Origin of the sequence: Allobosea sp. RCC_152_1, from assembly GCF_041360765.1 — a bacterium.
Classification (GTDB): domain Bacteria; phylum Pseudomonadota; class Alphaproteobacteria; order Rhizobiales; family Beijerinckiaceae; genus Allobosea; species Allobosea spartocytisi.
Window position 1 is genome coordinate 435,155 of the sequence record NZ_JBFUPU010000004.1, and the last position, 22,014, is coordinate 457,168.

19 protein-coding genes are annotated in these 22,014 nt (G+C 67.1%); 7 read left to right on the forward strand and 12 right to left on the reverse strand.

Features of this window, described 5'->3' with window-relative positions; all coding sequences use genetic code 11:
- Positions 1-224 precede the first annotated feature (224 nt).
- Both AB6806_RS16815 and AB6806_RS16820 read right to left on the reverse strand, forming a co-directional pair.
- Complete coding sequence (locus tag AB6806_RS16815) at positions 225-3,347, reverse strand: efflux RND transporter permease subunit (RefSeq protein WP_370954982.1); 3,123 nt, start codon at positions 3,345-3,347, stop codon at positions 225-227.
- The gene (locus AB6806_RS16820; RefSeq protein ID WP_142022418.1) at positions 3,344-4,468 is read right to left on the reverse strand and encodes an efflux RND transporter periplasmic adaptor subunit; all 1,125 of its coding nucleotides are present in this window, start codon (positions 4,466-4,468) and stop codon (positions 3,344-3,346) included. Before AB6806_RS16820 ends, AB6806_RS16815 begins: the two co-directional genes overlap by 4 nt.
- Before the next feature lie 79 nt (positions 4,469-4,547).
- On the opposite strand from AB6806_RS16820, the gene AB6806_RS16825 reads away from it, so the two are divergent.
- On the forward strand, positions 4,548-5,129 hold the full coding sequence (locus AB6806_RS16825; protein ID WP_113252774.1) for a TetR/AcrR family transcriptional regulator: 582 nt from the start codon (positions 4,548-4,550) through the stop codon (positions 5,127-5,129).
- 551 nt (positions 5,130-5,680) lie between these two features.
- A complete protein-coding gene (locus AB6806_RS16830) occupies positions 5,681-6,676 on the forward strand; it encodes a cupin (RefSeq protein WP_142022419.1) in 996 nt (331 codons plus the stop codon).
- A 91-nt stretch (positions 6,677-6,767) separates the two neighbouring features.
- Here the strand turns inward: AB6806_RS16830 and AB6806_RS16835 are convergent, their stop codons facing one another.
- The 8 genes from AB6806_RS16835 to AB6806_RS16870 are packed head-to-tail and all read right to left on the reverse strand — an operon-like array spanning position 6,768 to position 13,762.
- A complete protein-coding gene (locus AB6806_RS16835; protein WP_113252775.1) occupies positions 6,768-7,754 on the reverse strand; it encodes an aldo/keto reductase in 987 nt (328 codons plus the stop codon).
- 29 nt (positions 7,755-7,783) lie between these two features.
- Positions 7,784-9,313, reverse strand: a complete 1,530-nt coding sequence (locus AB6806_RS16840) for an acyl CoA:acetate/3-ketoacid CoA transferase (RefSeq protein ID WP_370954983.1) — start codon at positions 9,311-9,313, stop codon at positions 7,784-7,786.
- Positions 9,313-9,780, reverse strand: coding sequence for a MaoC family dehydratase (locus tag AB6806_RS16845; RefSeq protein ID WP_038364906.1), 468 nt, complete (start codon positions 9,778-9,780; stop codon positions 9,313-9,315). The genes AB6806_RS16840 and AB6806_RS16845 overlap by 1 nt, the downstream gene beginning before the upstream one ends.
- A gap of 60 nt (positions 9,781-9,840) precedes the next feature.
- Positions 9,841-10,620 (reverse strand): amino acid ABC transporter ATP-binding protein, encoded by a 780-nt coding sequence (locus tag AB6806_RS16850; RefSeq protein WP_370954984.1) that lies wholly within the window; start codon positions 10,618-10,620, stop codon positions 9,841-9,843.
- Positions 10,621-10,673: 53 nt separating this feature from the next.
- Positions 10,674-11,519 (reverse strand): transporter substrate-binding domain-containing protein, encoded by an 846-nt coding sequence (locus tag AB6806_RS16855; RefSeq protein ID WP_038364908.1) that lies wholly within the window; start codon positions 11,517-11,519, stop codon positions 10,674-10,676.
- Between the two features lie 37 nt (positions 11,520-11,556).
- On the reverse strand, positions 11,557-12,207 hold the full coding sequence (locus AB6806_RS16860) for an amino acid ABC transporter permease (protein ID WP_051988233.1): 651 nt from the start codon (positions 12,205-12,207) through the stop codon (positions 11,557-11,559).
- A 7-nt stretch (positions 12,208-12,214) separates the two neighbouring features.
- Complete coding sequence (locus AB6806_RS16865) at positions 12,215-12,883, reverse strand: amino acid ABC transporter permease (protein WP_038364910.1); 669 nt, start codon at positions 12,881-12,883, stop codon at positions 12,215-12,217.
- Between the two features lie 42 nt (positions 12,884-12,925).
- Positions 12,926-13,762, reverse strand: a complete 837-nt coding sequence (locus AB6806_RS16870) for a shikimate dehydrogenase family protein (protein WP_370954985.1) — start codon at positions 13,760-13,762, stop codon at positions 12,926-12,928.
- 118 nt (positions 13,763-13,880) lie between these two features.
- Here AB6806_RS16870 and AB6806_RS16875 point away from each other — a divergent pair, with 118 nt between their 5' ends.
- Both AB6806_RS16875 and AB6806_RS16880 read left to right on the forward strand, forming a co-directional pair.
- Complete coding sequence (locus AB6806_RS16875; protein WP_038364913.1) at positions 13,881-14,654, forward strand: IclR family transcriptional regulator; 774 nt, start codon at positions 13,881-13,883, stop codon at positions 14,652-14,654.
- 1 nt (position 14,655) lies between these two features.
- A complete protein-coding gene (locus tag AB6806_RS16880; RefSeq protein WP_038364916.1) occupies positions 14,656-15,429 on the forward strand; it encodes an IclR family transcriptional regulator in 774 nt (257 codons plus the stop codon).
- A 59-nt stretch (positions 15,430-15,488) separates the two neighbouring features.
- Here AB6806_RS16880 and AB6806_RS16885 read toward each other — a convergent pair whose 3' ends face one another.
- Positions 15,489-16,373, reverse strand: coding sequence for a tetratricopeptide repeat protein (locus AB6806_RS16885; RefSeq protein ID WP_370954986.1), 885 nt, complete (start codon positions 16,371-16,373; stop codon positions 15,489-15,491).
- 122 nt (positions 16,374-16,495) lie between these two features.
- Here AB6806_RS16885 and AB6806_RS16890 point away from each other — a divergent pair, with 122 nt between their 5' ends.
- The 3 genes from AB6806_RS16890 (at position 16,496) to AB6806_RS16900 (ending at position 19,249) form a co-directional block, all read left to right on the forward strand.
- Positions 16,496-17,878: a leucyl aminopeptidase family protein gene (locus AB6806_RS16890; protein ID WP_370954987.1), complete on the forward strand. Its 1,383-nt coding sequence runs from the start codon at positions 16,496-16,498 to the stop codon at positions 17,876-17,878.
- Positions 17,879-17,958: 80 nt separating this feature from the next.
- A complete protein-coding gene (locus AB6806_RS16895; RefSeq protein WP_112762455.1) occupies positions 17,959-18,312 on the forward strand; it encodes a MarR family transcriptional regulator in 354 nt (117 codons plus the stop codon).
- Between the two features lie 79 nt (positions 18,313-18,391).
- Positions 18,392-19,249, forward strand: a complete 858-nt coding sequence (locus AB6806_RS16900; RefSeq protein WP_370954988.1) for a C40 family peptidase — start codon at positions 18,392-18,394, stop codon at positions 19,247-19,249.
- A gap of 8 nt (positions 19,250-19,257) precedes the next feature.
- Here AB6806_RS16900 and mutS read toward each other — a convergent pair whose 3' ends face one another.
- Entirely contained in the window at positions 19,258-21,984 is a 2,727-nt protein-coding gene (mutS, locus tag AB6806_RS16905; RefSeq protein ID WP_142022424.1) for a DNA mismatch repair protein MutS, read from the reverse strand.
- Positions 21,985-22,014 lie beyond the last annotated feature (30 nt).

Sequence of the window (22,014 nt, forward strand, 5' to 3'; positions counted from 1 at the left end):
TCTCACTGAAAATGAGCCTGTCCCATTCGATTTGAGCCTGACGATGGCGCATTTGAGCGTGATATGCGCAGAATACTCCTTCTGGCCGTCACGGGCCGAGCGACGCGCATCGAACAGGCTCTGCTCGGCCGCGATCAGCTCCGCGCCCCCCCTCTCGCCGTGGCGATCACGTTGGCACCATCGGACGTCGCACACCGGAGCGAACTGTCACTCGTCTCGCATGGTTACTCAGCCGCATGCGCATAGGCGAGTGGCGAAGTCTCGACGCTCGGCGCGGCTTCAGCCTCATGGGCGGTCGCGACCGTCGGCTTGATCCGGAACCACGCAGCATAGAGCGCCGGCAGGAAGAGCAGGATGAGCACCGTCCCGACCGCCGTGCCGCCGATCAGCGTATAGGCCATCGAACCCCAGAAGACGGAGTGGGTCAGGGGAATGAAGGCCAGAACCGCGGCGAGCGCCGTCAGGATGACCGGCCGCGTGCGCTGAACCGTCGCTTCGATGACGGCATGATAGTCATCGAGCCCCGCGATCTGGTTCTCCTTGATCTGGTCGGTCAGGATCAAGGTGTTGCGCATCAGGATGCCCGCCAGCCCGATGAGGCCCAGGATCGCGTTGAAGCCGAAGGGCTGGTTGAAGGCCAGCAGCGTCGGCACCACGCCGATCAGGCCGAGCGGGGCTGTGAACAGCACCATCGTCATCATCGAGAACGACCGCACCTGGACCATGACGACGATCAGGGTCACGGCGATCATCAGAGGAAAAATCTTGCCGAGAGCATCGTTCGCCTTGGCTGCCTCCTCGATCGAGCCGCCCATGTCGATGCGATAGCCGGCCGGCAGCGCGTCGATCAGCGGCTGGAGCGCGGCCCGCACCTGCTTGGAGACCTCTGGAGGCTGCGTCGCCTCGTTAACTTCCGAACGGACCGTGATCGTCGGCATCCGATCGCGCCGCTTCAGCACCGGCTCCTCGTAGCGGATCTCGGAGTGTCCGATCTGGTCGAGGGGGATCTGCCGCCCGTCCCGACTCATCAGGGAGAAGTCGGCAAGACGCGTCGGGTCGAGACGTTCGGCGCCGGCGCTGCGGGCGATGACCGGCACGTTGCGGATGTCTTCCCGGACCTGTGTGACCGGCACCCCGCTCAGCAGGAACTGGAGCTGCTGGCCGACCTGCGCCGGCGACAGGCCGATCAGGTTGAGGCGGTCCTGGTCCGGCACGAAGCGCAGGACCGGCGTGCGGTTGCCCCAGTCGCGGTTCGCTTCCCGGACATCGGGGATGCCCCGCATGACCTGCAGGGCCTGTTCGGAGATCTTGTAGAGTTCAGCCGGGTCGGGACCGACGATGCGGAACTCGACGGGGAATACCGAGGGAGGCCCGAAGACGAATTGCGTGGCGCGGACATAGGCCTCGGGCGCGAGCCCGTTCGAGATCTCCTCTCGCAGCCGAAGCTTGAGCTCTTCACGCGCATGGGCATCCGGCGTCAGCACGACGATCTTGGCGAAAGCCGGATCGGGCAGCTCCGGCGAAAGCGCGAGGAAGAAGCGCGGCGCGCCCTGACCGACATAGCTGGTGACAATCTTGGCTTCGGGCTGCCGTTCGAGCCAGCGCTCGACCTTTTGGACTGCGGCGGTCGTGGTCTCGATGCTGCTGCCTTCCGGCAGGCGGATTTCAACGAGCACCTCGGGCCGGTCGGAGGTGGGGAAGAACTGCTGCTTCAGCCCGCCCATGCCGACGCCGGAGAGAGCGAAAGCGATGCCGACGATCGCGCAGGTCAGAAACTTGTGGTCGACCGCGAAGGTGATGAGCCGCCGCAGACGCCGATAGTTCGGCGTGTCGTAGATCGCGTGCGTACCGCCTTCGATCGGCTTGATCTCCGGCAGCATCTTGACGCCGAGATAGGGCGTGAACACCACCGCCACGATCCAGGACACGATCAGCGCGAAGCCGACCACCCAGAAGATGTTGCCGGCGTATTCGCCGGCCGTGGAAGAGGCGAAGCCGACGGGCAGGAAGCCGGCGATCGTCACCAGCGTGCCCGAGAGCATGGGCGCGGCAGTATGGCTCCAGGCATAGGCGGCCGCCTTGATGCGGTCCATGCCCTCTTCCATCTTCACGACCATGACCTCGATGGCGATGATGGCGTCGTCGACGAGGAGGCCGAGCGCCAGGATCAGCGCGCCGAGCGTGATGCGGTCGAAGAACCGGCCGGTCTCCAGCATGATGAAAAACACGGCCGCGAGCGTGATGGGGATCGCCGCTGCGACCACGATCCCGACGCGCCAGCCGAGGCTGAGCAGGCTGACGAGCAGCACCACGCCGAGCGCCATCGCGAACTTCATCATGAACTCGTCGACGGACCCGGCAATGTTGACGGCCTGGTCCGTTACCTTTTCGAGCGACATGCCGAGCGGCAATGTCCGGCCGATCGCGGCGGTCTTGTTCTCGAGATCCTTCCCGAGCGTCAGCCCATTCCAGCCGTTCTGCATCACTGCGGCAAGCATGAGACTGGGCTCGCCCTGATGCCGGATGATGAAGCTCGGCGGATCCTCGTAGCCACGGCGGACATCCGCGATATCGGACAGCTTGAGGGTCCGGCCTCCGGCGACGATCGGCGTGTCGGCGATGGCCTGGACGCCCTCATAGGCGCCGTCGACCCGGATGAAGACGCGCGGGCCCTTGGTGTCGACCGAGCCCGCCGCCGTGACCGTATTCTGACGCTGCAGGGCGGTGACGATGTCCTGGGCGGAAACGCCCAGCGTCGCGAGCTTCGCATAGGAAAACTCGACGAAGATCTGCTGGGGGCGCTCGCCGAGGATGTTGACCTTCTTGACGCCGGGAACGTGCAGGAGATCCTGCCGAATGGTTTCGGCTTGCCGCGCCAGCTCCCGCATGGGCAGACCCTGCGCCTTCAGCGCATAGAGCGCGAAGCTGACGTCGGAATACTCGTCGTTGACGAAGGGACCGAGCACGCCGGGCGGCAGGTTGCGCGCCTCGTCGGCGAGCTTCTTCCTCGCCTGATAGAACTCCTCCTGCACCTTGGAAGGCGGCGTGGCGTCCTTCAGGTTGACCGTGAGGTAGGCATAGCCCGGTCGTGTCGTCGTCTCGACGCGGTCGTACCAGGCGAGCTCCTGCAGCCGCTTCTCCAGCGGCTCGGCGACAAGGTCCTGCATCTCGCGGGCCGTCGCGCCAGGCCACACGGAGGTGACCGTCAGCGTCTTGATGGTGAAGCTCGGATCCTCGGCACGCCCGAGCTTGACGAAGGCGTAGGCGCCAGCCGCGACGAGCAGGAGGATCGTGAAGAGGGTGACGGCGCGTTCGCGGACCGCGATGGCCGAGAGATTGAAGCTCATCGCGAGACCGCCTTGACGTTCGAGGAAGTCCGGACCGGCTGGCCTTCGCGCAGGAGATGCGCCCCGAGCGACACGATCTGGCGGCCGGCCTGCAGCCCCGAGACGACCGCCGTTTCGCTTGTGACGCGAACGAGACGCACGGGTTGGAACGTCACGGCGGAGCCCGCATCGTCGAGAAGCCAGACGCCGGTCTTCTGTCCGTCGTCGAGAACTGCTCCGAGCGGAATCTCCGTCTCGGCGTCAGTCGCTATATCGGACAAGCGGACCGTAACGGTCGCGCCCAAAGGCGCCAGCGCAGCCTCGCTTTCGAGGACATAGCGAGCCTCATAGGTCCGGGTCTGCGGATCGGCCGAGTCGGACAGCTGGCGCAGAGTGGCGCGGAAGCTGCGCCCCGCGACGCCGTAGAGCGTCGCCTGCGCGGCGGAGCCGATCGGGGGCCTGACCGTTTCGGGCAGGACCACCAACGCCTCTCGGGGGCCCGTCTGCGCGAGGCGGGCGACCACCTGCCCTGACGCGACGACCTGCCCGGGCTCCGCCAGGGTCTCGACGATGATCCCGTCCGCGTCGGCGACCAGCACGGCATAGTTGAGTTCGTTTTCCGCGACATTCGCCTCGGCTTCTGCCGCGGCGGCCTGGGCCTTGGCGGTGTCGAGCGCGGCCTTCGCCTGCTCATAGCGCTGGGGGCTGGCGGCGAATCCGTTCTTCACGAGCACCGCGTAGCGCGCCTCGTCGGCCGTCGCCTGCGTCAGCACGGCCCGGGCGGCGATGGCCGCGTTGCGCTTGGCGGTGAGCGCCAACCGCAGATCGGTCTCGTCAACCCGCAGCAGCGGCTGTCCCGCCTTCACGGACTGGCCGATATTGACCAGCCGTTCGACGACCTTGCCCGGGACGCGAAAGCCGAGATTGCTCTGGACGCGTGCCGCAATGACGCCCGTAAAGCGCCGGTCGGCGCCTGTGACCGGGCTTGCCGTCGACACGCGCACGATCGGCGGTTCCTGCCGGGAGTCGACAGCCGCCAAAGGAGCGGCTTTGTGCCCGATCAGCATAACGGCGCCCCCGATCCCGGCGGCGACCACGATGCCCCCGACTGCGAGCAGGGCGAACCGGGATTTCCTTGTCATGATGCTTACCAAATAGATTGCGTCCGACATCTATGACGGTTATAGAGTGTGAACGCAATCTAATTTTTTGGAGCACGGCATGCGGGTCTCCCGAGAGCAAGCGGCACAGAACAGGGAGCGGGTGATCGAGACGGCGAGCCGGCTCTTTCGCGAGCACGGCTTCGACGGCATTGGCCTCAAGGACCTGATGGCCGGAGCCGGCCTGACGCAGGGCGGCTTCTACAAGCAGTTCGCCTCGAAGGATGAATTGACAGCGCTGGCATCGCGGCGAGCGATCGCCAGTTCGGCCGAGCGCTGGTCGTCCGCAGCCGCCTCTCGCCCGGACGACCCGCTCTCGGCCGTGGCGGAGTTCTACCTCAGCCCGGAGCACGTCGCGGAGCGCGCCGAAGGATGCGCGTTCGTCGCGCTCGCATCCGACGCGGCCCGGCAGGGCCCGGAGGTGAAGGCCGAGTTCGAAGCCGGCATCCGCGCGAACCTCGACATGATCGCAAGCCTGTCCGGTGAGGAGAACAGCGATGCGCTTCTGGCAAAACTGTCGATGATGGTCGGTGCGGTCCTGCTGTCGAGGACGGTCAACGACGAAACGCTGGCGCGCCGGATCCTGAACGCAGCCGGCTCCCAGCTTGACGGCCATACGAAAACGACCAAAGGCGCGCAGTAAGCGCAGCAGAAACCGCGCTCGACGGACCGCGGCTGGCTTCGCAATCGGGCGTCGATCCGCTTCGATCCGAGGTCCACGTCGTCAGTGGCCCCATCGTCCTGCTTCCCGCGGACCCGGCCGCCCTCGGCATGCTGGCGGGCCTGCCAGTCCGCCATGCCGCGCCAGGTACCGTGCGACTTCGCCACCACCGGTATAGCAGATATCGCCGAACGGTTTTCCCAATCGGACGGCGAACATGGGGTGTCGGTGTTGAGCGGAAGCGATTGATCCTCGATGCGGATCGCTCGTAAGCTCGCAACGGGACACAGCATCGATCGCACGGACTATGCCGACGCCTCCGGTCGGCCGGGGCATCGGCAAAAGCAGAGCTGCTTTTTCGACACTGGTCGGGCTCGGTTTGCAGATCTTCCGTCGACTCGGGCTGAATTATCGCACACAGGCAGCGGTCAAATCGGCAATCTCATGAGGCCACTCCACAAATATTCGCTCGATGGAGACGAACGCCTCTCGCCATGCGGGGCCACGAACAGCCGCATCTGAAAGGCAGCGTCATGGGACTTCGCTTCATCTTCATGCTGACGCGCAACGACCGCACGGTCGAGGACGCCGCGCAGCAGCTGCAGACTGCGCTCAGCCTCGGCGTCCGCCATATCGGCTTCAAGGATATCGGTCTCCCGATCTCGCAGCTCAAGGCACTGAACGCTGCGATCAAGGCGGGGGGAGCGACCTCCTATCTCGAGGTCGTCTCGCTCGACCGCGACAGCGAGACCGCATCGGCCAGGGCCGCCCTCGACATCGGTGTCGACATGCTGCTCGGCGGCACTCACGCCGAGGATGTGCTGCCGATCATTGCAGGCTCGTCGATCCAATACTGCCCCTTCCCTGGGCGCATCGTCGGCCACCCAAGCGTGCTGGAAGGCAGCATCGAGGAGATCGTCGACAGCGCGAGGTCGCTCGCCGCGCGCGACGGCGTGCATGGGCTCGATCTCCTCGCCTATCGCTCCAAGGGCGACGTTCCAGCTCTGATGATGGCGGTCTGTAAGGCGGTCTCGAAGCCGGTCTACATCGCCGGGTCGATCGACACGCCCGAGCGCATCGCCATCGTGAAGGAGGCTGGTGCAGCCGGCTTCACCATCGGCACTGCCGCTCTTGACGGCAAGTACCCCGCCGGCAGCAAGTGCGTGCCCGACCAGCTCTCCGCCATCATCCGCGACGTCGCGCGGCTGAACAACCATCTCTCGCCGTTCAGCAAGAACAACCTCGCCGCCTCCTTCGCGGGGCTGCCGACCTCCGGCGAGGCCATCGTCCCCGGCCGCATCAACGGAATGGCGATCAAGCTCGTCCGCATCGAGTCCCCCTCGGCCTGGCGCTTCGAGCTGAACGACGACAAGCTCGTCTTCGTGCACAGGGGCACCCTGCTCATGGAGTTCCGCGATCGCGAGGAAACCGTGCGCGAAGGCGAGTTCATCGTAATTCCGCACGGCGTCGAGCATCGGCCGGCTGCGTCCGCGGGCTCCTGCGAGGCCGTGGTCATCGCGCCGGCTTGAGGCCCGCCAAGGCGTTGGACGACCGCGATTGGCATACCCGCCTCGCGGAGGTCGCTTTTATGATCGCGTGACCGAAGGCACGGTCCCTGACCTAAGCGAAACCCGAAAGCTCATGGGCGACATAGGGCTCCTCCAGGGCGGCGATATCCGTCTCGGAGAGCCTCAAAGGCAGCGCCGCCAGCGCATCGTCGAGCTGCGCCATCTTGGTGGCGCCGATCAGAGGCGCCGTGACGCCGTTCTTGTGCAGCAGCCAGGCCAGCGCGATCTGGGCGCGCGGAACCCCGCGCTGTTCTGCGATGTCCCCCACCCGGTCGACCACGGCACGGTCGGCGCTCTTTGACTTGTCGTAAAAGCCCTTGCCGACCTCATCGGCCGCGGCACGCGCCGTCGCCGGCTCGTCCTGCCAGGGCCGCGTCAGCCGGCCGCGCGCCAGCGGCGACCACGGCACCACGCCGATGCCCTCGGAGCGGCAGAGCGGCAGCATCTCGCGCTCCTCCTCACGGTAAAGGAGGTTCAGATGGTTCTGCATCGAAACGAACGGCGCCCAGCCATGCTGGCGCTGCAAGCCCAACGCCTTCATGAATTGCCAGGCATGCATGGAGGACGCGCCGAGATAGCGCGCCTTGCCCGCCTTCACGACGTCGCTCAGCGCCTCCAGCGTCTCCTCGATCGGCGTCTCATAATCCCAGCGATGGATCTGGTAGAGATCGACATAGTCGGTGCCGAGGCGCTTCAGGCTGGCGTCGATCTCGGAGAAGATCGCCTTGCGCGATAGGCCCTGGCCGTTCGCGTCGGGACGCATCCGGCCATAGACCTTGGTGGCAATGACGACCGCCTCGCGCGTCGTGAAGTCGCGGATGGCGCGGCCGAGCACCTCCTCGCTGGCGCCGTCCGAATAGACATTCGCCGTGTCGAAGAAGTTGATGCCGGCTTCCAGCGCCTTGCGGATGAAGGGGCGCCCCTCCTCCTCGCCCATCACCCAGCTATGGTTGCCGCGGGTCGGGTCGCCATAACTCATGCAGCCTAGGGCGATGCGCGATACTTTGAGGCCGCTGCGGCCGAGATTGCGATAGTCCATGATGTCCTCGGAACGGATCAAAGGCCGGTTCAGTCGGTGAAGATCGCGCTGTCCATGAGCTGCGGATCGCGGGGAATGAGCGGCATGAAGTCCATCCGCTCGAGGATGTCGCGGCGGATATCGACGCCGGGCGCGACTTCGCTCAGGACGAGCCCCTCGTTTTCGAGGTTGAAGACAGCCCGCTCCGTCACGAACACCGCCTTGTGGCCGCGCTTCAGCGCCTGTTTGCCGGAATAGGTGATCTGCTCGACCTTGCCGACAAGTTTTTGCACATGGCCGTGCTGTGCGATCGTCAGCTTGCCGTCACCGAGCTGAAGCTTGCTGCCCTTGGTATCGAAGGTTCCGCAGAACACGACCTTCTTCGCGTTCTGGGCGATGTCCATGAAGCCGCCCGGCCCAACGGTGAGACCGCCGAGCTTCGAGACGTTGACGTCCCCCGCCTCGTCCAATTCGCCGAAGCCGAGGAAGGCGGTATCGAGCCCGCCGCCGGCGTAGAAGTCGAACTGCGAGGGGCCGTCGATCATCGCCGAGGCGCTGCGCGCGAAGCCGAAGAGCAGCCCGACGAGCAGCGAGCCACCATAGGTGCCGTGCTCGATGGTCTGGTAATAGCGCCCGACCTCGCCGCGTTCCGCGACCATCTTGGCGACACCCTCACCGATGCCGACGCCGAAATTGATGACGTCGCCCTCGGTCAATTCCTGGTAGGCGCGCCGGGCGATCAGCGAACGAATGTTGAGCGGCTCAGGCGGATCGAGCGGGGTGGGCCCGCGGCGCTCGCCGGAGATCAGCGGATCATAGGGCAGGTCGTAGCTCATGCGCTGGTCGGGATCGACCACCACTGCGTCGACGATGGCGCCGGGAACCCGGACCGATCGCGCCGGAAGCGAGTTCACATCCACCGCCGTGCGGACCTGCGCGATGACGATGCCACCGGAATTATGCGCCGCGAGGGCCGCCGCATAGACATCGACATTCGCGGCCTCCTGGTCGAGGCTGATATTGCCGTCGGCATCGCCGAAGGAGCCGCGGATGATCGCGACATTGATCGGGAAGGATTTGTACCAGAGCAGTTCCTGCCCGCCGAGATTGACCACCTCGACCAGATCCTCCTTGGCGGAGGCGTTCATCTTGCCGCCCTGGTGCCGCGGATCGACGAAGGTGCCGAGGCCAACATGGGTGAACAGGCCCGGCCGCTGCCCGCCGATCTCGCGATAGAGCTGCATCACGCAGCCGCTGGGCAGGACATAGGCCTCGATCTTCTCGTCGCGGGCCATCTCCTGCATCTTCGGCGACCAGACCCAGTGGCCGCCGATGACGCGCTTGACCAGCCCCTCATGGGCGAAGTGGTTCATCCCCTCGCTCTTCTTGTCGCCGATCCCAAGCGCATGGAGCACAGTGAGCTGGCGCGGATAGCCGGTCGAGAGAAAGCGGCGCGAGACCGCGCGGAAGGTATGCGTCGCCTCCATCAGGCCGCCGCCGCCGCCGACGAGCGCGACGGTGTCGCCATCCTTGATCAGTCCGACGGCCTGATCGGCGCTCATGAACTTGTTGCGGGCCATCAGTTGGCCTCCGCTTGGCCTGCGTCCGGCTTGCGCGGCACCATCAGCCGGTGCTCGCCCTCCTGGACCACCTCGCCATGCTGGTTGAGGAGCGCGATGGCGATGGTCAGGATACCCATGTCGCTGCGGCTCTTCGGAATGCGCATATCGGCGACGCGGAACTTCACCTGCAAGGTATCGCCGATCCGGATCGGCTTCTTGAAGTTCCAGCTCCAGCCGAGCGCGATGCCGTCATGGAAGAAGCCGGACTGCACCTTCATGCCGTCGGTCAGCGACAACCCCATCAGCCCATGGGCGATGCGCCCGCCGAACACCGTCGACTGGGCATAAACCTCGTCCATATGGATCGGCGAGAAGTCGCCGGCGACGCCGGCATAGGCCAGGACATGGCCCTCGGTGACGGTGACACGCGGCGTCAGGCGTTCGTCGCCGATCTGGATCTCTTCGTAGAACTTGCCCGGAAGCATGATGGGTCCCTTTGGAAAACGTCTGCGGCGATGGGCACTGCCCGCGCGGCTTGCGATGCGTCAGTGCAGGAGCTGCCCGAGGAAGGCTTGCGTCCGGGGATTCTGCGGGTTCGCGAAGAAGGGCTCAGGCTTGCCCATCTCGACGATCTGTCCGGCATCCATGAAGATCACGCGGTCGGCGACCTTGCGGGCGAAGCCCATCTCATGGGTGACGCAGAGCATCGTCATGCCGTCCTCGGCGAGGCCGACCATGGTGTCGAGCACCTCCTTGACCATCTCGGGGTCAAGCGCCGAGGTCGGCTCGTCGAACAGCATGATCTTCGGCGTCATGCAGAGCGCGCGGGCAATCGCGACGCGCTGCTGCTGGCCGCCGGAAAGCTGCGCCGGATATTTCAGCGCCTGGTCGGCGATCCGCACGCGGGTGAGAAAGCGCATCGCCAGCTCCTGCGCCTCCTTCTTCCGCGTGCCGCGCACCTTCATCGGCGCCAGCATGCAGTTCTCCATCACCGTCAGATGGGGAAAGAGGTTGAACTGCTGGAACACCATGCCGACTTCGGCGCGCACGGTGTCGATGTTCTTCTGCCCGGCGCCGAGATCGTATCCGTCGACGATGAGGCGTCCTTCCTGATAGCGCTCGAGGCTGTTGACGCAGCGGATCAGCGTCGATTTGCCCGAGCCCGACGGCCCGCAGATGACGATCCGCTCACCGCGCGCAACGGTCAGCGCGATGTCCTGCAGGACCTGGAAGGTGCCGAACCATTTCCGCAGGCCCGCGATCTCGATGATCGGGGCGTCGGCGGATGCGCTCGCGCGGCTTCGTTGATCGGGATTGACTGACATGGTCTTGCTCATTCCGAAGAGTGGCGGGCGGCGGGGAGGCCGCCCGCGCGCGGTCACTGCACCATCGAAACCGGGAGCGCGGCTTCGCCCTCGCCCGTCTTCGGCATCTCGGCGAGCTCGCCGCCGATCCACTTCTTGTACAGGGCGGGCAACTCGCCGCTCGCCAGCTTGCGGGCGACGAAATCGCTGAGATAATCGGCCCATTCGCGCGAGCCGGGCCGCACCGCGAAGGCGTTATAGGCGCGCGCCACGATGAACTTCTGCTCGAACTTGCCGGGACCGGCCACCTGGGCGATGTTCGGAACCTGGGTCGCGGCGCCGCCGATCATGTCGACCTGTCCCGCGATCAGCGCCTGCACGGTCGCGGCGTCGTCGTCGAAGCGCTGGATGGTGGCACCCGCCGGCGCCGCCTTGGTGATGGCGATGTCCTGCGGCGTGCCGCGCGGAACACCGACCCGGACGCCCTTCAGGTCGTTCCAGCCTTTGATGTTGGCCGAGGCCTTGCCGATATAGATCGTGTCGTTGGTGGTGTAGGGCCGCGAGAACAGCACGACCTTCTGCCGGTCGGCGAAGATGCCCATCACCGCCGCCAGCACGTCGACCTGCCCGGTCAGCAGCGCGGCGACGCGGTTGCTCGACGTGACCGGCGTGACCTCGGCCTTCACGCCGAGATCCTTCGCCAGCATCTCGCCGAGCTCGATGTCGAAGCCCGTCAGCTTGCCGGAAGCATCACTGAAGCCCCAGGGCACCTGGGAGACCTGCGAGCCGATCTTGAGCACGCCGCCCTTCTTGATCGACTCCACCGTCTGCGCCGCAGCGGCTCCGGCCATCGCGGATGCGGCTGCCAGCACGATGGCCGAAGCCAGCGCCGTACGCCGGAACGTCTGAATCCAGTTCATGGGTGTTTCCTCCGGTTGATGTTGTTTTCAGGGGTCGTCAGGTCTTCACGGCGAAGCGCTTCTCGAGGCGCATGCTCAGGCGTGAAAGTGGGAAGCAGAGGACGAAGTAGACGATCGCCGCGCAGCCATAGGCGAGCAGCGGCTTGTAGGTCGCGCTGGCGATGATCTGGGCGGCGCGGGACAATTCGACGAAGCCGATGATCGCGGCGAGCGAAGTGCCCTTGATGAGCTGCACCATGAAGCCGACGGTCGGCGCGACGGAGATCCGCATCGCCTGCGGCAGCACGACGTTGCGCATGCGGGAGGCATAGCTCAGGCCCAGAGCATAGGCGGCCTCGGTCTGCCCGCGCGGCACGGCCTGGATGCTGCCGCGCCAGATCTCTCCGAGGAAGGCGCTGGCATGCAGCGTGAAACCGATGGCGACGGCGATCCAGGGGTTCACCTTGTAGCCGAGCACCGGCAACCCGTAGAATACGAGGAAGAGCTGCATCAGCAGCGGCGTGCCCTGGAAGAAGTCGATATAGAAGCCGGCGCAGCGCTGCAGCCATGTCCGTTCCGAAGTGCGCATCAGCGCAACCGCGAGCCCGACGACACCGCCGCCGACGAAGGCGATCAGGGAGAGAAGGATCGTCGCCTGCACACCCGAGAGGATGGCGAGCGCTTCCGGCAGACCGAATTGCCTGATCATGGCGCCCTCACTTCACCGGATAGGAGAAATAGACGCGGTCGATCAGCTTGAACAAAGTCGCGAAGCCGAACGACATCGTCAGGTAGAGGATCGTCGCGACGATGTAGATCTCGAAGCTGCGGAAGGTCAGCGTATCGATCGACTGGGCGATCGAGGTTAGCTCCTCCGCCGAGATCGACGAGACGATGCTGGTCGTCAGCAGCGTCAGCACGAACTGGCCGGACAGAGCCGGGAAGATGATCCGCAGCGCCGGCTTCAGGACGATGTGGCGGAAGATCTGCAGCGGCTTGAGGCCGAGCGCCGTGCCGGCCTCGTACTGGCCGCGCGCGATCGCGTCGATGCCGCCGCGGATGACCTCCGCCGAGAAGGCGCCGCAGTTGAGGCTCAGCGCCAGGATGGCGGCGCTCCAGGGCTGGAAGCTGATGCCGAGCGCCGGCAGGCCGAAGAAGATGAAGAAGACCTGCACCAGGAACGGCGTGTTCCGGATGATCTCGACATAGGTGCCGGCCGCGATCCGTGCCGTCGTGAACCGGCTTCGCTTGGCAAGCGCCGTCAGGATGCCGATCGTGAGCCCGGCCGAGATCGAGATCGCCGAGAGCAGGATCGTCAGCCAGCAGCCGCGCAGCAGCTGCTCCCAATAGGGAAGCAGGACCGAGAAATCGAACTGATACGTCAAGGTTTCCTCCAGGCGCCCCGGTCTTTCGCCGGGGTCGGTGTCTCAGGGGATGCGGAAGAACTCCCGGTAGAGGGGAATCTGCTCGTTCAGCATCGGAAGTCCGGGATGCGTCCGCAGGCCGCGCGCCGCAGCCTCGCGCAGCAGCCGCGTCTGCGCCGGCTTCATGATGATGTCGGCAACGATGGCTTCGGCGCGCAGGCCATCCAGCGCGAAGGGCAGCGGATCATCCTCGCGCAAACCCAGCGGCGTGGCGTTCACCACCACGTCGCTCGCCGGATCGGGGGAGCTTGCGGCCCGCGCAAGACCCGGCCAGCGCTCGCCAAGACGGCCCGCGAGCGCTTCTGCCCGCGCCGGATCGATGTCGACGACCGACACTGCCGATGCCCCCGCCTGCAGGACCGCGGCGGCGATCGCGACGCCCGCCCCTCCCGCGCCGACGAGCGTGAGGCGCCTGCCCGCGATGGCGTGGCCGGCGCCGAGAAGACCCCGCACAAAGCCCGCCCCGTCGAAATTGTCACCCGACCATGTGCCGTCGGCCTCGCGCCGCATCGCATTGACGGACCCCGCCAGCCGCGCGGCCTCGCTCAGGCGATCCGCCTGACTGATGACCGCGAGCTTGTGCGGCACCGTGACAAGGAAGCCGTCGAGATTGCCGATCCGCTTCAGACCTTCGACGACGGCAGCCAGATCGCCCGGCGACACCTCCATCGGAACCAGTGCGGCATCCACGCCCCGCTCGCGGAAGAGTCGGTTCATCATGGCCGGCGCCATGACCTGCGCCACCGGATCGCCGAGCACGGCGAAGAGGCGCGTGCGACCGGTGATCGACTCCACGGCTGGAGCATCGCGCTTGTCGTTGACGAAGGAGGCTACCGCCACGGATCGGGCCCGTTCGATAAAGTGGAACTGGTTCCATAGATATCATAGTTCCACTGCGGTCAAGAGAAGTGACACTGCGTTCCAATTTGAATAAGCTTCCAATTGGAATGGAGGCGCCATGGATCGGGCGATCGCGATTATCGAGATGCTGTCGCGCCACGCCGGCGGCCTGCCGCTGATGGCGATCGCCGACGCATTGGCGATCCCCCGCAGTGCGACGCATAGGCTGCTCGCCGATCTCAAGGATGAAGGCTATGTCCGCCAGGAGTTCGAGGGCGGGGCCTATCGGCTGACGGCCAAGATCGTCGCGCTCGGCTTCAGCCACCTGGCTTCCGCCGGGGTGACCACCCGGATCCAGCCGCTTCTCGACCAACTCGCCGACAAGACCGGCGAGCTGGTGACGCTGGCCGTGATCCACGACGAGAAACTGATCCGCGTCGCGAAGGCGCAAGGTGCGCGGCGCGGGCTGCTCTACAACCCCGATGAAGGCGCCGAGGTCTATCTGGCCGCGACTTCGAACGGCCATGCCTGGTTGTCCTGCCTGGACGAGGACGAGGCGCTGCAATTGGCGGCCCGGCAGGGCCTGAAGCGCGAGGGATACGGCCCCAACGCGCCGCGGACGATGCGCGAGCTGCTGGGCTTCGTCGAGACCGCGCGGGAACTGGGCTACGCCAAGATCTTCGAAACCTACGAGCCAGGAACCGCGGCCATCGCCGTCGCGGCTTTCAGCGAGCGCTCGAAACGCCCGATCGGCACGATCAGCGTTGCCGGCCCCGTCATCCGCATGACGAGCGAAGCGATGGATCGCATCCTGCCGCCGCTGCGCGAAACGGCGGAGGCGATCGCCAAGGCCAGCGAGGAACTGCCCTTGTTCCCCGGGACGGCGCACTGACATGTCCAGTCGAATCCGGGCTCTCGGCATGCTTGAAACATTGGCGCAGTATCCGAACGGCCTTGCCCCGCGCGAACTGGCGCAACTGCTGAAGATTCCACAGGCCGCAGCCGAGCGGACGGTTCAGGGGCTCGTCGAAGGCGGCTTCGTCTTCCGCTCGCCCGATGGCGCGGTGCGTCTCAGCGTCAAGCTCGCGGCGCTGGGGCTCGCCTATCTCGGAACCAGCGGCATCACCGACCTCGTCCAGCCCATTCTCGACGACCTCGCCAAGCGAACGGGGGAATTGGTGAGGCTCGCGGTCGTCGAAAGCGACCATCTGACCTGGGTCGCCAAATCCCAGAGCGCGCAAAGCGGACTGTTCTACGTCCCCCATACCGAGACCGAAGTCTATCTTGCCGCCACCGCGAACGGGCAGGCCTGGCTCGCGAGCCTCGACGATGCGCAGCTGCGGATGGTGGTCGAAAGACAAGGCTTGCATCGGCCGGATCTGGGGCCCAACGCGCCGCGTACGATCGATCAGCTGCTCGAGCAAATCGAGCAGACGCGCAGGCTCGGCTACGCCTGCGTGACCGAGGCCTACGAGGTCGGCACATCAGCCATGGCCACCGCGATCCGCAAGCGCGGCGTCGGGCATCCGGTCGGAACGATCAGCGTAGCAGGCCCGACGATCCGGATGACCCGGGAACGGATGGCCGAGATTGCCCCCTGGCTGCAGGCGAGCGCCAACGAACTCGGCGCGGCGGCGGCTTCATCACCCTTGTTCAGTCTTCATTAGCTGGCCCTGATCGGGCCACGCTCATAGTCGGCCGATCGCCGGCGTCCTCCTCGACAGGGTCAGCCTTGATCCTGTGTGCTGGCCGCGCCCGGCCCTCGCGCCAAGGGCGGCTTCGGCGCCGGTTGCACGCGGGCTTTTCCCTTCAGCAGCTCCCAACTGTTCTGCTGGCTGACGCTGCGCTTGAGATAGGCGATGGCCGCCGCCGCTTCCGCCGGGCTCTGGTCCTGGCGGGCGAGCGTCTCCGCCTCGCCGAAGCGGCCCTGCAGCCCGAGGACGAGAACCAGATTCTGGCGGACGCGCGCATCGGCCGCGGGCGTAGCCGCCGCCTGGCGCAGGACGCGCTCCGCCTCCGGCAGGTTCCGCGACAGCGCCAGCGAGAGGCCGAGATTGGACATCACCGTCGGCTCGTTCGGCACGAGCTTCAATGCGGTCTGGTAGAGCTGCTGCGCCCGGTCGTGCTCGCCGAGCTGGTCGGCGACGGTGCCCTGGGCCGAGAGGATGCGCCAATCCGGCCGCTCCGGCGAATGCGCGCGGGAGAGCACTTCGTCGGCCTCGCGCAGGCGGCCATTGTCGGCGAGCGAACGGCCATAGGCCCCGAGCAGTTCGCGATCGTCCTGATGCACGAGCACCGCGTTCTGCAGAACGGCGAGGGCCTGGGCATGTTGTTCGGAGGCGCGCAAGGCACGGGCATAGTAGAACGCCGCGTCACGGTCCTTCGGATTGGCGTCGTAGCGCCTGGCCCAACTGTCGCGCTCGGCCTGCCAGTCGGAGGCTGTGCGCGGCTGAGCCGGCTGGCTGCGGCCGATCGAGCCGGTGATGTCGCCAGGGCCGCCGCGGCTCTGGCAGCCGGCGAGCGCCAGCGCCGCAAGGCCAACGGCGAAACCGAGACCGGCACGCCGGCGACGCGGGAACGGAGGGCGGGAAGCGGGCTGTGTTTGCGACATGGGCCGGATAGCCTCGCGGACTTACGTCCTGATGGGTTCGTCTGGTCGCTCCGGTGATAAAGCGTTAACCCTAATGCATTGTTAACCAGCCACTCCCGCCGCCCCGAAACCGGTTCCCGCCCGTGCACAGCCTCCTGACCTCCGCCGCCGCCGCCGCGATCCCCGTTCATGCCGTTTCCGCGCCGGGCTGGCCCGATCTTCAGGAACGCCTGACATCCGAGCAGCGCAGCTTCGCGCTGGCGCAGGGCTTCACGGCGCGGACGGGGCAGCATTGCTTCCTGCCGGATGCCCAAGGGCGGCTCGCCGCCGTGCTGCTCGGCCTCGACAGCCCGGGCCGCAACCGCGATCCCTTCGCGCCCGCGCGGCTGGCGGCGCAATTGCCGGCGGGGGACTATGCGCTCGCGGGAGAGATCGACGATCCCGACCTGGCCACGCTCGGCTGGCTGCTGCAGGGCTACCGTTTCGACCGCTACCGCAAGCCTGCGCCGGCGAAGGCCCGGCTCGTCCTGCCCGCGGGCGTGGACGGGGCGGAGATCAGCCTGATCGCCGAATCGGCGATGCTGGCGCGTGACCTCGTCAACACGCCGGCCAACGACATGGGCCCCGACGAGATCGAGGCGGCGATCCAGGTGCTCGCGGCCGAATGCGGCGCGAGCGTCACCAGCATCGCCGGCGACGAGTTGATCGCCGAGAACCTGCCGATGATCCATGCGGTCGGCCGGGCCTCGCCACGGGCGCCGCGCCTCATCGATCTGGTCTGGGGCGATCCGGCCCATCCGAAGGTCACGCTCGTCGGCAAGGGCGTCGCCTTCGACACCGGCGGGCTCGACATCAAGCCCGCGGCCGCCATGCTGCTGATGAAGAAGGATATGGGCGGGGCGGCCGCCGCCATCGCCGCCGCCCGGATGATCATGCTGGCGAAGCTGCCCGTGCGCCTGCGATTGCTGGTGCCGGCGGTCGAGAACGCGATCTCCGGCTCGGCCTTCCGCCCCGGCGACATCCTGCCCAGCCGCAAGGGCCTCACCGTGGAGATCGGCAACACCGATGCGGAGGGGCGGCTGATCCTCGCCGATGCGCTGGCGCTCGCCGACGAGGAGGCGCCGGAGCTGCTCATCGACTTTGCCACGCTGACCGGCGCGGCCCGCACGGCGCTGGGGCCGGAATTGCCGCCCTTCTACACGCATGACGAAGGGCTCGCCGCCGAGATCGCGCGGATCGGCCTCGCGGTGAACGATCCGGTCTGGCGACTGCCGCTCTGGGCTCCCTATGACCGCATGCTCGATTCCAAGATCGCCGATGTGAACCATGTTTCGAGCGGCGGCATGGCCGGCTCCATCACGGCGGCGCTCTTCCTCAACCGCTTCGTCGAACGCACGCAGTCCTACGCCCATTTCGACATCTATGGCTGGAACCCCACAACCAAACCCGGCCGCCCGGAAGGCGGCGAATGCCAGGCGGCGCGATTGAGCTACGCGCTGGCGAAGCAACTCTACCCGGCCGGTTAAGGCTGATCGGCGAAGCCGATTGCGCCTTTCCCCCTGCAGGATAATGATACGGGTCCGTAACGATCTGGAACCCCGTCCGCATGCCGTTGGAGATCAGGCCCTCGCAGGCACTCAGGCTCTGGCGGCAGGTGCATCTCGATCTGGTGCGGGACGGGCAGGCCGACCTCTCCGCCCGCCAGACCGCGATCCTTCTCACGGTCTATCTCGAATTGCCGCCGCATACGGTCAGGGGGCTGGCGAGGCAGCTCGGCGTGACCAAGCCGGTCATCACCCGCGCGCTCGACACGCTCGGCAAGCTCGGCCTGCTCACCCGCAAGCGCGACGAGGAGGACCGGCGCAATGTCGTGATCCAGCGCACCGTCGCAGGGGCGTTGGCCGTGGAGCGGCTGGGAGACCTCGTCACCGAGCATGCGAAGGAGATCGGGGCGGGTTGAGGCCTCCTCCGCCCTGAATCGCTTCGGTGCCTGCGCTCCCGCAATGACGATCTCGTCCGACATGCTCTAGATTGCCGCCATGACCGTGATTCTCGACCGTCGCATCACCGCTTTCCGTCCCGATCTCGCCGCCAGCCATCTGCGCGGGCAGGTCAAGGCACCCGCCTTCGCCGAGCCGCAGCCGATGCGCGTGGTCGCAGCCTCCGCGCCGCTGCGGCGCGAACCGCGACCGGACGCGGCCCTCGATACCGAGGCGCTCGCGGGCGAGCTGGTGCAGGTCTATGAGCGTTATGAAGGCTGGGCCTGGGTTCAGCTCGCAGGCGACGGCTATGTCGGCTATCTGCCGGATGATTGCCTGCGGGCCGATGCTCCGGCTCCGACGCATCGTGTCAGCGCGCTCAGGACCTTTGTCTATCCCGGCCCCTCGATCAAATTGCCGCCGCTCGCGGTGCTCTCGCTCAACGCCGCGGTCACGGTGGCAGGAGAAACGGGCGATTTCGCTGTCCTCAGCGATGGCGGCCATGTCTTCCTGAAGCATCTTGCCACGCTCGACCGCTTCGAGCCCGATTACGTTGGGGGCGCCGAGCGCTTCCTCGGCGTGCCCTATCTCTGGGGCGGCAAGACCAGCCTCGGGCTCGACTGCTCCGGGCTGACGCAGCTCGCGCTCGCGGCCGCCGGCATCGCCGCGCCGCGCGATTCCGACATGCAGGAAGCCGGGCTCGGCACGGCCGTCGCCTTCGACGAGAGCCTGTCCGGGCTCAAGCGCGGCGACCTGGTCTTCTGGAAAGGCCATGTCGGCATCCTGACCGCTCCCGACACGCTGCTGCACGCCAATGGCCATACGATGGACGTGCATCGCGAGCCGCTGCGCGAGGCGCACGACCGCATCCGCGACAAGAGCTTCGGCGCGATCACCAGCATCAAGCGGCTGGGATAGAGCAGGCTTCAGGCCAGCCCCTTCAGCCGATAGAGCGCTTCCAGCGCCTCGCGCGGGGTCATCTCGTCCGGCTCGATCCCGGCCAGTTCGTCGCGCAAGCCGTCGGGCTGATCTTCCGTGACCACGGCCGTCGGGCGCCGGAGCGGCGCGGCGAAGAGCGGGAGGTCGTCGACCAGCGAAGCGACCGGCTTCTCACGCTCGGTCTTCTCCAGCTCGCCGAGAATGGCGCGGGCGCGCTCGACCACCGCCGGCGGCAGGCCGGCGAGCTTGGCGACCTGGATGCCGTAGGAGCGATCGGCCGCGCCCGGCACGACCTCATGCAGGAAAACGACCTCGCCCTTCCATTCGGTGACGCGCACGGTCGCGTTGGCGACGCGGTCGAGCCGGTCTCCCAATGCCGTCAGCTCGTGATAATGCGTCGCGAACAGGCTGCGGCAGCGATTGACCTCATGCAGATGCTCGATCGCCGCCCAGGCGATGGAGAGGCCGTCGAAGGTCGCGGTGCCCCGCCCGATCTCGTCGAGGATGACGAGCGCGCGCGGACCGGCCTGATTCAGGATCGCGGCGGTCTCGACCATCTCGACCATGAAGGTCGAACGGCCACGCGCCAGATCGTCGGCGGCGCCGACGCGCGAGAACAGACGGTCGACGATGCCGATATGGGCTTTTGCCGCCGGCACGAAGGAGCCCATCTGCGCGAGAACCGCGATCAGCGCGTTCTGGCGCAGGAAGGTCGACTTACCGGCCATGTTCGGGCCGGTGATCAGGCAGATGCGCCCGCCGGTCGCCTCGGAGCCGGGCGGCGACAATTCGGTATCATTGGCGACGAAGGGCTTTCCGTCGCGCTTCAGCGCGGCTTCGACGACCGGATGGCGGCCGCGCTCGATGGAGAAGGCCGCGCCCGCATCGACGATGGGTCGGCTCCAGCCCTCGCGGGCGGCGAGATCGGCCAGCGCCGCGACGACGTCGAGCGCCGCCAGCGCCAGCGCCGCCGCCTTGACCGGCTCGGCCTGGGCCAGCACCGCCTCGGTCAGCCGGGCGAAGATGGCGAGCTCGAGCTTCAGAGCCCGGTCGGCGGCGGAGGCGATCTTGGCCTCGAGCTCGCCGAGCTCGACCGAGGAGAAGCGCATTGCGTCCGACATGGTCTGGCGATGCACGAAGGTCGCGCGCCAGGGGTCCTTCAGGAACTCCTCGCCGATCGCCTGGGGCACCTCGACGAAATAGCCGAGCATGGCGTTGTGCTTGATGCGCAGGGTGCGGCAGCCGGTCTCGGTGGCGTAGCGCGCCTGGAGCTGGGCGATGACCTTGCGCGAATCGACCTGCAGCAGGCGCAATTCGTCCAGCGCCGCATCGTAGCCCTCGCGCACGAAACGGCCGTCGCGGCGGTTGAGCGGCAGCTCCTCGGCAAGCGCCTCGGTCAGACGCAGGGGCAGGTCGGGATCGGTCTCGCCGAGCGCCCGGATGGCGCGGGTGAGTTCGTCGGGCAGATCGCCGCGGCGAAGGAGCAGGGCCGCGACGTCGCGCGCCGCGGTCAGGCCGGCCCCGAGCGCGGCCAGATCGCGCGGGCCGCCCCGGTCGAGCGAGAGGCGCGCCAGCGCGCGCGCCACATCCGGCACCTTTTCCAAAGCCCGCCGCAGGTCCTCGCGCAACGCGCCATCCGCGACCAGCAGCTCCACGGCGTCATGGCGCGCGGCGATCGCACCCTGCTCCGTCAGCGGCCCGGCGAGCCATTCGGCCAGCAGGCGGGCGCCACCCGGCGTCACGGTGCGGTCGATCGCGGCGAGCAGGCTGCCCTGGCGCTCGCCGCCCAAAGTGCGGGTCAGCTCCAGATTGGCGCGGGTCGCCGCGTCGATCAGCATCGTCGCGGAACCCGAATCGCGCACCGGGGCGGAGAGCGGCGGGCGGGCACCGAGCTGGGTGCGCTCGACATAGGCCAAGGCCGCACCGGCCGCCGCGATCTCGGCGCGGCTGAAGCTGCCGAAGGCGTCGAGCGTCGCGACGCCGAAGAATTCCTTGAGGCGGCGCTCGGCGGAAGCCGCATCGAGCCCGTCGCGGGCGAGCGGCGTCACCGGCACTGCGATCTCGCGCCAGAACTCCTTCAGCTCGGGATCGTCATGGATCGCATCGGGGCAGACGATCTCGCGCGGCTCCAGACGCGAGAACTCGATGGAAAGCCGTTCCTGCGGCGTCTCCATCACGGTGAAGCGGCCGGTCGAGATGTCGATGGCGGCGACGCCATAGAGGGCGGCGGCCTCGCCGGTCTTGCGGCGCGCCACGGCGACGAACAGGCTGGCACGGCCGGGCTCGAGCAGGCGCTCCTCGGTGATGGTGCCGGGCGTGACGAGGCGCACGACATCGCGCTTCACCACCGATTTGTTGCCGCGCTTCCTGGCCTCGGCCGGATCCTCGGTCTGCTCGCAGACGGCGACGCGATGGCCAGCGGCGATCAGGCGCTGGAGATAGTCGTCGGCGCGGTCCACGGGGACGCCGCACATCGGGATGTCATCGCCCTGGTGCTTGCCGCGCTTGGTCAGGACGATGCCGAGCGTGCGCGAGGCGATTTCCGCGTCCCGGAAGAACAATTCGTAGAAATCGCCCATCCGGTAGAACAGCAGGCAGTCCGGATTCGCGGCCTTGATCTCGACATACTGCGCCATCATCGGCGTGACGCGCTCGGGCGCAGCCTCGGCCGGGGCGGCGGAACGGGTGGCTTCGCGGGGAGGGCTGTGACGCATGGGCCGCGCAAGCTAGCAAAATGCGCGGCC